The organism is Mycobacterium sp. NGS59 (assembly GCF_059812345.1).
Genome location: NZ_JCALCN010000001.1, coordinates 246,312 through 258,946, shown reverse-complemented (window position 1 = coordinate 258,946; position 12,635 = coordinate 246,312). Strand labels below are relative to the sequence as shown.

At 68.0% G+C, this 12,635-nt stretch carries 10 protein-coding genes and 1 pseudogene; 3 read left to right on the top strand and 8 right to left on the bottom strand.

Translation table 11 applies throughout. The annotated features are described in order from the left end of the window. Positions 1 to 4: 4 nt before the first annotated feature. The 3 genes from AC5Y46_RS01150 to AC5Y46_RS01140 are packed head-to-tail and all read left to right on the top strand — an operon-like array spanning position 5 to position 3,663. Entirely contained in the window at positions 5 to 760 is a 756-nt protein-coding gene (locus tag AC5Y46_RS01150; RefSeq protein ID WP_499944605.1) for a 1-acyl-sn-glycerol-3-phosphate acyltransferase, read from the top strand. A gap of 3 nt (positions 761 to 763) precedes the next feature. Beyond that, positions 764 to 2,386, top strand: coding sequence for an acyl-CoA ligase FadD12 (gene fadD12 / locus AC5Y46_RS01145; RefSeq protein WP_499944520.1), 1,623 nt, complete (start codon positions 764 to 766; stop codon positions 2,384 to 2,386). Beyond that, the gene (locus tag AC5Y46_RS01140) at positions 2,383 to 3,663 is read left to right on the top strand and encodes an alpha/beta hydrolase fold domain-containing protein (RefSeq protein WP_499944519.1); all 1,281 of its coding nucleotides are present in this window, start codon (positions 2,383 to 2,385) and stop codon (positions 3,661 to 3,663) included. The genes fadD12 and AC5Y46_RS01140 overlap by 4 nt, the downstream gene beginning before the upstream one ends. An 8-nt stretch (positions 3,664 to 3,671) precedes the next feature. On the opposite strand, the gene AC5Y46_RS01135 is transcribed toward AC5Y46_RS01140, so the two are convergent. The 8 genes and pseudogenes from AC5Y46_RS01135 to AC5Y46_RS01100 form a co-directional block, all read right to left on the bottom strand. After that, positions 3,672 to 5,054, bottom strand: a complete 1,383-nt coding sequence (locus AC5Y46_RS01135; protein WP_499944518.1) for a WS/DGAT/MGAT family O-acyltransferase — start codon at positions 5,052 to 5,054, stop codon at positions 3,672 to 3,674. Positions 5,055 to 5,288: 234 nt separating this feature from the next. Beyond that, on the bottom strand, positions 5,289 to 6,266 hold the full coding sequence (whiA, locus tag AC5Y46_RS01130; RefSeq protein ID WP_499944604.1) for a DNA-binding protein WhiA: 978 nt from the start codon (positions 6,264 to 6,266) through the stop codon (positions 5,289 to 5,291). Further along, positions 6,263 to 7,313 (bottom strand): annotated as a pseudogene (yvcK, locus tag AC5Y46_RS01125) (uridine diphosphate-N-acetylglucosamine-binding protein YvcK). The gene whiA and the pseudogene yvcK overlap by 4 nt, the downstream one beginning before the upstream one ends. A gap of 8 nt (positions 7,314 to 7,321) precedes the next feature. After that, positions 7,322 to 8,206, bottom strand: coding sequence for an RNase adapter RapZ (gene rapZ, locus AC5Y46_RS01120; protein ID WP_499944517.1), 885 nt, complete (start codon positions 8,204 to 8,206; stop codon positions 7,322 to 7,324). After that, positions 8,203 to 10,179, bottom strand: a complete 1,977-nt coding sequence (gene uvrC, locus AC5Y46_RS01115) for an excinuclease ABC subunit UvrC (RefSeq protein WP_499944516.1) — start codon at positions 10,177 to 10,179, stop codon at positions 8,203 to 8,205. The genes rapZ and uvrC overlap by 4 nt, the downstream gene beginning before the upstream one ends. Positions 10,180 to 10,240: 61 nt before the next feature. Then, a complete protein-coding gene (locus AC5Y46_RS01110; protein WP_499944603.1) occupies positions 10,241 to 10,714 on the bottom strand; it encodes a PH domain-containing protein in 474 nt (157 codons plus the stop codon). Continuing rightward, positions 10,714 to 11,196, bottom strand: coding sequence for a 6,7-dimethyl-8-ribityllumazine synthase (ribH, locus tag AC5Y46_RS01105; protein ID WP_499944515.1), 483 nt, complete (start codon positions 11,194 to 11,196; stop codon positions 10,714 to 10,716). The genes AC5Y46_RS01110 and ribH overlap by 1 nt, the downstream gene beginning before the upstream one ends. A 72-nt stretch (positions 11,197 to 11,268) precedes the next feature. Then, positions 11,269 to 12,546: a bifunctional 3,4-dihydroxy-2-butanone-4-phosphate synthase/GTP cyclohydrolase II gene (locus tag AC5Y46_RS01100; protein ID WP_499944514.1), complete on the bottom strand. Its 1,278-nt coding sequence runs from the start codon at positions 12,544 to 12,546 to the stop codon at positions 11,269 to 11,271. Between the last annotated feature and the right edge of the window lie 89 nt (positions 12,547 to 12,635).

Below are 12,635 nucleotides of genomic sequence, written 5' to 3'. Positions count from 1 at the left end.
TGGCATGACCCAGCGGATGATCTCGGTCATGCGCCCGATGTTGAAGACGTACTTCCGTAGCGAGGTGCATGGCCTGGATTCGTTCCCCCCCGGTGGCGGCCTGGTGGTGGCGAATCATTCCGGCGGTCAGTTCCCGATGGACGTGCCGATCTTCAGCGTCGATTTCTACGACAAGTTCGGCTACGACCGTCCGGTGTTGACATTGAGCCACGACATCCTGTTCACCGGCCCGACCGGCGACTTCTTCCGCAAGGTCGGCTACATCCGGGCCAACCGGGAGAATGCCGCCAAGGCGTTGCGTTCGGGCGGCGTGGTGGTGGTGTTCCCCGGTGGCGACTACGACGCCTACCGGCCGACGGCTGCCGAGAACGTCATCGACTTCAACGGCCGCAAGGGATACGTCAGCACCGCCATCGAAGCCGGAGTCCCGATCATCCCGATGGTCTCCATCGGGGGCCAGGAGACCCAGCTGTATCTGACCCGTGGCACCTGGCTGGCCCAGCGACTCGGGTTAAAGCGCCTGCTGCGCAGCGACATCCTGCCGCTGTCCATCGGCTTTCCGTTCGGCCTGACCAGTCCGATCCCGCCCAACCTGCCACTACCGTCCAAGATCGTGACGCAGGTGCTGGCACCGATCGACATCACCAAGGAGTTCGGCGAAGACCCCGACATCGAGGCCGTCGACGAGCACGTGCGGTCGGTGATGCAAGCGGGTCTCAACGAGCTCGCCGCCAAGCGTCGATTCCCGATCCTGGGCTGAGCCATGGCATCTCGAATCGAAGAGGTCCTCGGAGTCGTCCGCACCATGACGCGCGCGGGAATGATCGCGCCGATCCGCCCCGACCGCTACGTGAAGATGATTCTTGCCATGCGTCGCGAGGGCATGGGCATGACGACGGGTTTCGCCGGCGCACCGCAGCGCTGTCCGGACCGTCCCGCCCTGATCGACGAGCTGGGCACGCTGACGTGGCGGCAACTGGACGAGCGGATCAACGCGCTGGCCGCGGCCCTGCAGCAGCTGCCGTCGGGCCGGCCCAAGGTCGTCGGCGTCATGTGCCGCAACCATCGCGGGTTCGTCGAAGCGGTCGTGGGCGCCAACCGGATCGGCGCCGACGTGCTGTTGCTCAACACGTCTTTCGCCGGACCGGCACTCGCCGAAGTGGTGAACCGCGAGGGCGTCGACGCGGTGATCTACGACGAGGAGTTCACCGAGACGGTCGACCGCGCGGTGGCCGACCGGCCGGACACCGTCCGCATCCTGGCGTGGACCGACTCCGAGCACGACGTGACTGTCGAGAAACTGATCACAGCGCACATCGGCCAACAACCACGGCGCGACGGCGGCAAGGGCCAGATCATCCTGCTCACCTCGGGCACCACCGGAACACCGAAGGGCGCCAAGCAATCTGGCGGTAATGCCGGAGTAGGCACGCTCAAGGCGATTCTGGACCGCACCCCGTGGCGGGCTGAGGAGACGATCGTGATCGTCGCCCCGATGTTCCACGCATGGGGCTTCTCGCAGTTGATCTTCGCCGCGTCGCTGGCCTGCACGATCGTCACCCGTCGCAAGTTCGACCCGGAAGCGACGCTGGATCTCATCGACCGCCACCAGGCCACCGGCCTGGCGGTGGTGCCGGTGATGTTCGACCGCATCATGGAGCTGCCCGACGAGGTCCGCAACCGGTACAGCGGGCGCTCGTTGCGGTTCGCCGCGGCGTCGGGTTCCCGGATGCGACCCGACGTCGTCATCTCGTTCATGGACCAGTTCGGCGACGTGATCTACAACAACTACAACGCCACCGAGGCCGGCATGATCGCCACCGCGACGCCGGAGGACCTGCGCGCCGCCCCCGACACCGCGGGCAAACCGGCCGGCGGAACCACAATTCGTATCCTGGACAACGACTTTCAGGAATTGCCCACCGGCGAGACCGGCACCATCTATGTACACAACGACACCCAGTTCGACGGGTACACATCCGGCAAGACCAAAGATTTCCACGCCGGGTTCATGTCGTCGGGCGACGTCGGTTACCTCGACGAGAACGGCCGGCTGTTCGTCGTCGGCCGTGACGACGAGATGATCGTCTCGGGTGGCGAGAACATCTATCCCATCGAGGTGGAGAAGACGCTGGCCACCCATCCCGAGGTGGCCGAAGCATCGGTGATCGGCGTGGACGACGAAAAGTACGGCCAGCGGTTGGCGGCCTTCGTGGTCCTGGAGCCGGGCGCCAACGCCGACGTCGAAACCCTCAAACAGCACGTGCGGGACAACCTGGCCAACTACAAGGTGCCCCGCGAGATCACCGTGCTCGACGAACTGCCACGCGGCAGCACCGGCAAGATCCTGCGCAACGAACTCAAGGAGAAAGCGAGCGGCTCGTGAACCTCCGTCCGTTGCTGACCCAACTGCGCCGCCCGCGGCCGCTGACCCGCGGCGCGGTCGAATTCGTCAACGCCGCCAACGGTTTACGGCCGATCACCCGCAACCCCTGGGCCGCCCCGACGGTGTTCTGGTTCGGCTGGCCGACCTCGGAGGTGCCGGCGCTGTACGGCGCAGTGTCGGCATTGGACGCGGTGCGTCGCGGCCGTCGCGGTGATTTCGCCGGACCGAAAGGGAAGCTGGCGTTGGCGCTGACGGCCGCGTCCTGGGTGATGCTGGGCGTGATCGGCTACCGCGGCGTCAAGACTCCCGGACCGGTGCTGGAGTCCGCGCTGACCGAAGAACTCGGAGCCGATTACGCCGACGAACTTCGCGACCTGCCCACCGAGATCGCCGAGCGATCCGGCCGCCGCAATCCGCCGCTTCGGTCCACCGGTGCCCGGCGACGCTATGTGGACAAAGAGAACATCGTGCGTTACGGGCCGCACGGGCGGGCCAACCTGGCCGACATCTGGCGTCGCCGCGACCTGCCCAAGGACGGCAAGGCCCCGGTGCTGCTACAGGTGCCCGGCGGCGCCTGGATGATCGGGTGGCGCCGTCCGCAGGCGTATCCCTTGATGGGACACCTGGTTTCGCGCGGCTGGGTGTGTGTGTCGATGAACTACCGCGTCTCGCCGTTGCACACCTGGCCGGACCACATCGTCGACGTCAAGCGGGCGCTGACGTGGGTGAAGGAGAACATCGCCGACTACGGTGGCGACCCCAATTTCGTTGCGATCAGCGGTGGTTCGGCCGGCGGGCATCTGTCGGCGCTGGCCGCCCTGACGCCCAACGATCCGAAGTTCCAGCCCGGGTTCGAAGACGCAGACACCTCCGTGGTGGCGGCGGTCCCGTTCTACGGCCGTTACGACTGGTTCTCCATCGACGAGCCGGGACGGGGCGAATTCCTGGAAGTGCTGGCGCGACTGGTCGTCAAGAAGAAACTCAGCACGCACCGGCAGATCTACGTCGACGCGTCCCCGATCACCTACGTGGGTCCGGACGCGCCGCCGTTCTTCGTGTTGCACGGAACCGACGACTCGCTGATCCCGGTGGAAGAGGCCCGCGAGTTCGTCGAGGAGTTGCGTGCGGTGTCCAAGTCGCCGGTCGCCTACGCGGAGTTACCCAACGCACAACACGCCTTCGACATCTTCGAGTCCCCGCGGGCGAACAAGTCCGCCGAGGCGGTCGCCCGGTTCCTGTCCTGGGTGTACGTGACGAAGAACTCGGCGAAGGATTAGCTGGGCAGCTACAGGCCCGCGGCCCGCTCCAGTTCGGCCAGCGCCGGTTCGATGGCGTCGGCCATCTCGTCGATGTCGTTGGCCACCTCCGGCGTCGTGACGAACCCGAAGTCCAGGCAGTCCTGGTAGGAGAAGCAGGTGATGTTGAGCGCGACGTCCATCACCGGAGGCCCGAGCGGGACCAGCGAGTCGAGCTTGGCGCCGGCCATGTAGAGCGGGATCGGCGGACCGGGCACGTTCGACACGACCAGGTTGATCGGCGCCAGATTGCGCGACAGGCCCGAAGCCGTGTACGTGCGCGCGGCCAACTGCAGCAGGCCCGGCGGCGTGGTCTCGGTCAGCCCCATGATCTGGTGCGCGGACAGCGCTTTGGCCATTTCCTTGGCGCTGCGGGTGCTTTCGTGGATCGCCAGGAGCCGCTCACCCGGGTCGTCGATGTCGGTGGCCAGCGACGCCGTCATCGAGCTGATCTGGTTGCCGACGTCGGACTTGTTCTCCTCGGTGCGGGTGGACACCGGGATCTGGGCGATCAACGGTTTGTAGGGCAGCTCGTCACGCTTCTGCAGGTATTCCCGCGCCGCCCCGGCCACCAGCGCGAGCACGACGTCGTTCAGCTTGACGCCGAACGCATCCTTGACCTTCTTGGCCCGCTCCAGCTCGACGCGGCAGCCGGTGATACGCCGATGCGGTGACACCGCCGCGTTGAACCTGGTCTTGGGCGCGTCAAAATAGCGGGGCGGTCGGGTGCTGACACCGAGCGCGGCGATCTGCTGACGCACCGTCTGCTCCACCAACCGGGCGATGCGGAACGGGGTCATGACGCCGACGTTGACCAGGGCGCCGAGCGCGCGGCGCTCCAGACCGGGGATGGTGAACCCGACGAAGCCGACCGTCTCCTTCTGCGGCGGGCGCGGTTCCGGCGAGACGTCCAACAGGATCTCGCCGAGCCCGGCTCCCGAGACCCCGTCGACGATGGCGTGATGCATCTTGGTCAACGTCGCGATGCGGCCGCCCTCGACGCCTTCGATGACCCACAGTTCCCACAGCGGCCGGGAGCGGTCCAGCTTGTAGGACATCAGCCGGCCGACAAGCTCCTCGACCTCGCGCCGCCCGCCGGGCGCCGGGACACCGATACGGCGGACATGGAAGTCGATGTCGAGTTCCTCGTCCTCGACGAACCACGGCCGGTCCAGACCCAGCGGTGCACCCTCGACCCGCCAGCGCAGCTGCGGGATCTCCGGCAATCGCTCGATGAGCAGTTCCCGCAGACGCTGGAAACTGTAGTCAGGCGCTTTTCTTGGGTCGCAGATCGCCAGCGCACCGACGTGCATGTGCCAGCCGGCGGTCTCTGCCGACCAGAACGCCGCGTCAACACTCGAGAGCCGTTTCATCCAACGACCGTAGCCCGCAGCCACCCGCCGAAGCCAGCAACCTCGGCAAATCTCACAGCGCGTCGGACTTTATCTCTCGCGTGAGTCCGTGGGCTTCCGGTGTCAGTCCGAGGGCTTCCGGTGTCACGCACCGAAGGCGTGGAGCACGCCGATACCCGCGAGGGGCCCCAAAATGTACGGCAAAGCACCGGTTTTCTGGCATTTTGGGGACGCTCGCGCGACGCGAACCGTCGGTCAGGCGTCCTCGAGCAGGTCCGGCGTCACCGCCGCCTCGGTGTCGGGGATGCCGTCCACTTTCGCCTTGCGGTCAGCCATCGACAGCAGCCGCCGAATACGGCCCGCCACAGCATCTTTGGTCATCGGCGGGTCGGCCAGCCGGCCGAGTTCCTCCAGCGAGGCCTGCCGGTGCTCGACACGCAGCCGCCCGGCAGTGGCCAGGTGGTCGGGAACGGTGTCGCCCAGGATCTCCAGGGCGCGTTCCACCCGGGCGGCCGCCGCCACCGCCGCACGCGCCGAACGGCGCAGGTTGGCGTCGTCGAAGTTGGCCAGCCGGTTGGCCGTGGCCCGGACCTCGCGGCGCAGCCGGCGTTCCTCCCAGACCAGCCGCGTGTCCTGAGCCCCCATCCGGGTCAACAGCGCGCCGATCGCTTCGCCGTCGCGGACCACCACCCGGTCGGCGCCGCGCACCTCCCGCGCCTTGGCGCTGACCCCTAGCCGGCGCGCCGCACCGACCAGCGCCAGCGCCGCCTCCGGCCCCGGGCAGCTGACCTCCAGCGCCGAGGACCGACCCGGCTCGGTCAGCGACCCGTGCGCCAAGAACGCTCCCCGCCAAGCTGCTTCGGCGTCGGCGACGCTGCCGCCGACCACCTGCGCCGGCAGCCCGCGTACCGGACGCCCGCGCATGTCCAGCAGACCGGTCTGGCGCGCCAACGCCTCGCCGTCACTGGCGACCCGCAGCACGTATCGGGTGTTCTTGCGAATCCCGCTGGCCGACAACACATGCACGACGGCGTTGTAGCCGTAGAGGTCGAAGATGTCCTTGCGCAGCCGGCGCGCGATGCTGCCCAGGTCGACCTCGGCTTCGACGACCACACGCCCGGCCACGATGTGCAACCCGCCCGCGAACCGCAGCAGCGACGTGACTTCGGCACGGCGCGCGCTGACCGACTTGACCACCAGACGGCTCAGCTCGTCCTTGACTTCGGTCGTCATCGCCACGCGTCGTCACCCCTTGGTTCGTTCCCGACGGTCACCGTCAATCGGCAGCTCTGTCGTGGCCGCCACTCCGAGCCCCGTGGGGTCCTCGAGACGAGCCTTGCCGCGCACCCGCACCCCGTCCAGGACTGCCGCCAGCTTGCCCGGGTCATGTAAAGGTGTACCAGGTCTGGCGACGTCGACGAAGTGGACCTCCGCCTGTAGCAGCGTCGCGGTGCGGCGCAGTTGGTCGCGCTCCCGATCGCTCGGCACCCGTTCGGCATCGATGATGATGTCGTCCACGGTGAACTCCGGGGCGTGCTGGACGAGCACATGAAGATGGCGTTCCACCGAGAACCCGGCGGTCTCCCCCGGTTCGGCCACCAGATTGAGCACCAGGGCCTTGCGGGCGGCGGTGGCCCGCAACGCCTCCCGCAGACCGGGGACCAGCACGTGCGGGATCACGCTGGTGAACCAGGAACCGGGTCCCAGGACCACCTGCTCGGCGGCCATGATGGCGTCGACGGCCTGCCGGGTGGCCGGCGGATCTGCGGGCAGCAACCGCACCCGGCGCACCTTGCCCGGGGTCGTCGCGATCGCCACCTGGCCGCGGATCGACCGGAACATGCGCGGGTCGGACTCCAGGCCGGACACGTCGGCCTCGATCTGCAGCGCGATCGGGCACATCGGCAGCACCCGGCCCTTGACGCCGAGGATGTGTCCGATCTCGTCGAGCGCCGCCACCGGATCGGCCAGCACCTCGGACAGCCCGGCCAGCAGCAGATTGCCGATCGGATGCCCGGCCAGCGCGCCGCTGCCGCCGAAGCGGTGCTGCATGATGGTCGCCCACAGCCGTCCGTGCGGACTGTCGGAAGCCAACGCCGCCAACGCCATTCGCAGATCACCCGGCGGCACCACGTCCAGCTCGCTGCGCAGGCGGCCCGACGAGCCGCCGTCGTCGGCGACGGTCACGATGGCGGTGACGTACGGGGTCAGCCGGCGGGCCGCCGACAAGGTCGCATACAAGCCGTGCCCGCCGCCCAGCGCGACGATGCTCTGCGCTATCGGGGCGCTCACTCGCGGCCCAGATCCCGGTGCAGCACCCGCACCGCCAGCTGTGGATCCGACCGCAGCAATCCCATCAGCGCCTCGGCGATCGCCACGCTGCGGTGCTTGCCGCCCGTGCAACCGACCGCGACCGTCATGTAGCGCTTACCCTCCCGCCGATAGCCGCCGACCACCAGCGACAGCAACTGATGGTAGGTCCGCAGGAACTCCGCCGCGCCGGGTTGGCGCAAGACGTAGTCGCGGACCGCCTCGTGCTGGCCGGTCAGCGGGCGCAGTTCGTCCACCCAGTGCGGGTTCGGCAGGAACCTGACATCCATCACCATGTCGGCGTCCATCGGCAGCCCGTATTTGAATCCGAAGGATTCCACGGTGACGCTGGTGGTCGCGGCCGTGGTGTTGCCGAACGCGCGCTCGATGCTTTCCCGCAGACCTCGCACCGACAGCGTCGAGGTGTCGATGATCAGGTCCGCGTTGGCGCGCACCGGAGCCAGCATCCTGCGTTCGGCGGCGATCCCTTCGGCCAGGGTCTGCTCCCCCTGCAGCGGATGACTGCGCCGGTTGTTCTCGTAGCGGCGGACCAACATGTCGTCGGAGGCCTCCATGAACACCACCCGCGGAGTGATGTTGCGGGTCGCCAGTTCGTTACGCACCTCGTCGAGGTCGCCGGTGAAGCCGCGGGACCGCACGTCCATCACCACCGCGAGTTGGGTGATGCGGGATCCGGCGGCCAGCCCGAAATCGACCATCCGGGTGATCAATTGGGGCGGCAGGTTGTCGGCCACGTACCAGCCGAGGTCCTCCAGCACCTTGGCCGCGGTGCCCCGCCCGGCGCCCGAGAGCCCGGTCACCAGCACGACGTCGATGCCGGCCGGCGCGTCGTCAGTGGTCAATTCGGGGGCCCCTCCTCGTCCGATCGGGATTCCGGCTGCGGTGCCGGCGGTGTCGGCGCCAGAGCTTCCAGGACCGCCGTGGCGGTCGCCACGCCGATACCGGGAACGGCGGTGATCTGGTCGACGGTGGCTTCTTTGAGGCGGGCCAGCGACCCGAAGTGGGTGACCAGCGCCTTGCGACGGTGCTCGCCGAGGCCGGGCACGGAGTCCAGTGCCGAGGCCGTCATCCGCTTGGATCGTTTGCTGCGATGGTAGGCGACGGCGAACCGGTGGGCTTCGTCGCGCACCCGCTGCAACAGGTAGAGGCCCTCGCTGTTGCGCGGCATGATGATCGGGTCCGGCTCCGCGGGCACCCAGATCTCTTCGAGCCGTTTGGCCAGCCCGATGACGGCGACGTCGGTGATGCCGAGTTCGTCGAGCACGGCTTTGGCGGCGTTGACCTGCGGGGCGCCGCCGTCGACGACGTAGAGGTTGGGCGGGTAGGCGAAGCGCCGCGACTTGCCCTCCGGGGACAGCAGATTCGGGTCCTTCTGCTCGCTGAGGTGCCGCCAGAACCGTCGCCGGGTGACCTCGGCGACGGACGCCACGTCGTCCGAGCGGCCCTCCCCCGCCGCTTCCCGGATCCCGAAGTGCCGGTAGTCCGATTTGCGGGGCAGGCCGTCCTCGAAGACCACCAGCGAGCCGACGACGTCGGTGCCCTGCACGTGGCTGATGTCGACGCATTCGATGCGCAGCGGGGCTTCGGCCAAGCCGAGGGCTTCCTGAATGTTCTGCAACGCAGCGGATCTGGCGGTGAAGTCGCCGGCCCGCTTCAACTTGTGTTGCTGCAGCGCATCTTTGGCGTTGCGGTGCACGGTTTCGGCCAGCGCCTTCTTGTCGCCGCGGCGCGGCACCCGCAACGAGACCTTGGCGCCGCGTAAGCCCGACAACCAGTCGGTCAGTTGGTCGTGGTTGGACGGCAGACAAGGCACCAGCACGTCGCGGGGCACCGGGTTGACGGATTCGTCTGCGGCACCACCTAATTCGGCCTGTTCGCCGTAGAACTGCGTCAGGAACTGCTCGACCAACTGCTCGGCGCCGGTGTCGCCGGGATCGGCCGACTTCTCCACGATCCAACCCCGCTGACCACGAACCCGCCCGCCGCGAACGTGGAACACCTGCACCGCCGCTTCCAGTTCGTCCTCGGCGAAGGCCACCACGTCGGCGTCGGTGCCGTCGCCGAACACCACCGCCTGCTTCTCCATGGCCCGCTTGAGGGCGCCCAGGTCGTCCCGGAGCCGGGCGGCGCGCTCGAAGTCCAACTCGTCAGAAGCCGCGTGCATCTGCTGTTCGAGTTCGCGGGCGTAGCGGTCGGTCTTGCCGGACAGGAAATCGCAGAAGTCCATCACGATCTGGCGGTGCTGCTCCGCGCTGACCCGGCCGATGCAGGGCGCCGAGCATTTGTCGATGTACCCGAGCAGGCACGGCCGGTCGATCTGGCTGTGTCGCTTGAAAACTCCGGCCGAGCAGGTTCGGGCCGGAAACACCCGGGTGAGCAGGTCCAGCGTTTCCCGGATCGCCCACGCGTGTGAGTACGGCCCGAAATAGCGCACACCCTTGCGCCGCGGGCCGCGGTAGACCATCAGACGCGGGAACTCCTCGTTGAGGGTGACGGCCAGCACCGGGTAGGACTTGTCGTCGCGGTAGCGGACGTTGAAGCGGGGATCGAACTCCTTGATCCAGTTGTATTCCAGCTGCAGCGCCTCGACCTCGGTGTTGACCACCGTCCACTCGACCTTGGCGGCGGTGGTCACCATCTGCCGGGTGCGCGGGTGCAGGCCGGCGACGTCGGCGAAGTACGAGGTAAGGCGGCTGCGCAGGCTCTTGGCCTTGCCGACGTAGATGACCCGGCCGTGCGTATCCCGGAACCGGTACACGCCGGGCTCGACCGGGATGGACCCGGGCGGGGGGCGATAGGTGGCGGGATCTGGCACCCATCCAGGCTAATAGGCGGGTCACCCGTGCTCGGCCGGGGCGTTCGGGCGGTTCGGCGCGTCAGTCCGGCGAGCGGACCAGGTCGGGACGGTATCGGGCCAGCAGCGCGCGGACGGCGTCCATCGAAGCGACTGCGCGCTCCTTGTCCACCGCCTGAATTGCCGTCACGGGAATGTACTCGTCGTCCGGAAGGTCGATGCGCGCCCACCGACTGCCGAGGGGAAACGACACGTCGACGACGTCGGACCACGGAACCAGCTTGTCGCCCAGCACATTACGAACCGAAAGGCCGGCAGCTCCCACACGTAGCCGGGGCCGTGTCAGCAACAACACCGCGCCCGCGAGCACCGTCCCGAGCAGCGCCATCGCCACCTGGTCGGCTGTCTGGAAGACCACCCCGCTGGTTCCCCGCTTCAGCATCAGACCGCCGCCGATGTGGGTCACCAGGATGACGAGCGCCGCGCCGTAGGCGAACAACGGCGTCAATCGGGGACGGCACACCAGTTCCCACTCGCCCGGTTCGGGTTTGGCCATCATGATCGGGCGCGCAAGTCGCGCAGGGTCAGTGCGGTGCTCAGCGCGGCCGCGGCGGCCTGGGCACCTTTGTCTTCGACGGACGAGGGAAGCCCGGCGCGATCCAGCGCCTGCGCTTCGGTGTTGGTGGTCAGCACCCCGTTGGCCACCGGGGTGGCGGCGTCCAGCGAGACCCGGGTCAGCCCCTGGGTGACGGCGTCGCAGACATAGTCGAAGTGCGGTGTCTGACCGCGTATCACGACGCCCAGTGCGACGACGGCATCGTGATTGCGGGCCAGTTCCTGTGCCACGACGGGGATTTCGATCGCACCGAGCACGCGTACCACCGTCGGGTCGTCGACGCCGGACTCGGTTGCGACCTTGCGCGCGCCGGCCAGCAGCGCGTCGCAAATGGTGCCGTGCCAGGTGCTGGCGACGATGCCCAACCGCACACCGGACGCATCCAGCACCGGAATGTCCGGGATGCCGGCCCCACCACTCATTTTGCGCCGCTCCTCAGCATCGCTGCGTCCCCCGCAAGTGGGCGGCGCACCCACTGCATAGGCGCCGGCGCGTCACAGCGCACCGCCGAATTCACCTGGCAGATGGACGGATTCGTGGAAATCGTCCAGACCCGCCAAGTCGTGGCCCATCTTGTCACGCTTGGTCATCAGGTAGCGGATGTTTTCGGCGTTCGCCCGTACCGGCAGCGCCACCCGCTCGATGATGTGCAGCCCGTAGCCGTCCAGACCGACCCGCTTGGCCGGGTTGTTGGTCAGCAGCCGCATCGAGCGCACACCCAGGTCGACCAGGATCTGCGCGCCGATCCCGTAATCGCGTGCGTCAGCGGGCAATCCGAGCTTGAGGTTGGCGTCCACGGTGTCTTCGCCGGCGTCCTGCAGCTGGTAGGCCTGCAGTTTGTGCATCAGGCCGATGCCGCGGCCCTCGTGGCCACGCATGTAGAGCACCACGCCGCGGCCCTCACGGGCCACCATCGCCATCGCCGCGTCCAGCTGCGGCCCGCAGTCACAACGGCGGGACCCGAACACGTCGCCGGTCAGGCACTCCGAGTGCACGCGCACCAGCACGTCGTCACCGTCACCGGTGGGTCCGGCGATGTCACCGCGCACCAGCGCGACGTGCTCGACGTCCTCGTAGATGCTGGCGTAGCCGATGGCCCGGAACTGACCGTGCCGCGTCGGGATCCGGGCTTCGGCGATCCGCTCAATGTGCTTCTCATGCTTGCGCCGCCACTCGATGAGGTCGGCGATGGTGATCAGCGCCAGGCCGTGTTCGTCGGCGAAGACCCGCAGTTCGTCGGTCTGGGCCATCGAGCCCTCGTCCTTCTGACTGACGATCTCGCAGATGGCGCCTGCGGGCTGCAGACCGGCCATCCGGGCCAAATCCACCGCCGCCTCGGTGTGGCCGGGACGGCGCAACACGCCACCGTCCTTGGCGCGCAACGGAACCACGTGCCCCGGGCGGGTGAAATCCTGGGCGATGCTGGCCGGGTCGGCCAGCAGCCGCATCGTGGTGGCCCGATCCGATGCCGAAATGCCGGTTCCCACACCGATTCTCGCATCCACGGTAACGGTGTAGGCGGTGCCGTGCTTGTCCTGGTTCACCGCGTACATCGGCAGCAGACCCAGCCGGTCGCAGACCTCGCCGTCCAACGGCACGCACAGGTAGCCGGAGGTGTAGCGGACCATGAACGCCACCAGCTCGGGGGTGGCCTTCTCCGCCGCGAAAATCAGGTCGCCCTCGTTCTCGCGGTCCTCGTCATCGATGACGACGACGGCCTTGCCCGCCGCAATGTCGGCAACCGCCCGTTCGACGGAGTCCAACCTCGTCATCGTTGTCACCTTGCTGATAGGAGCGTTCGCCTGCACTCAGTATGAACCACCGGCGGGTCCCCGTTATTCGCGACGGCAGTTGAGCCGCG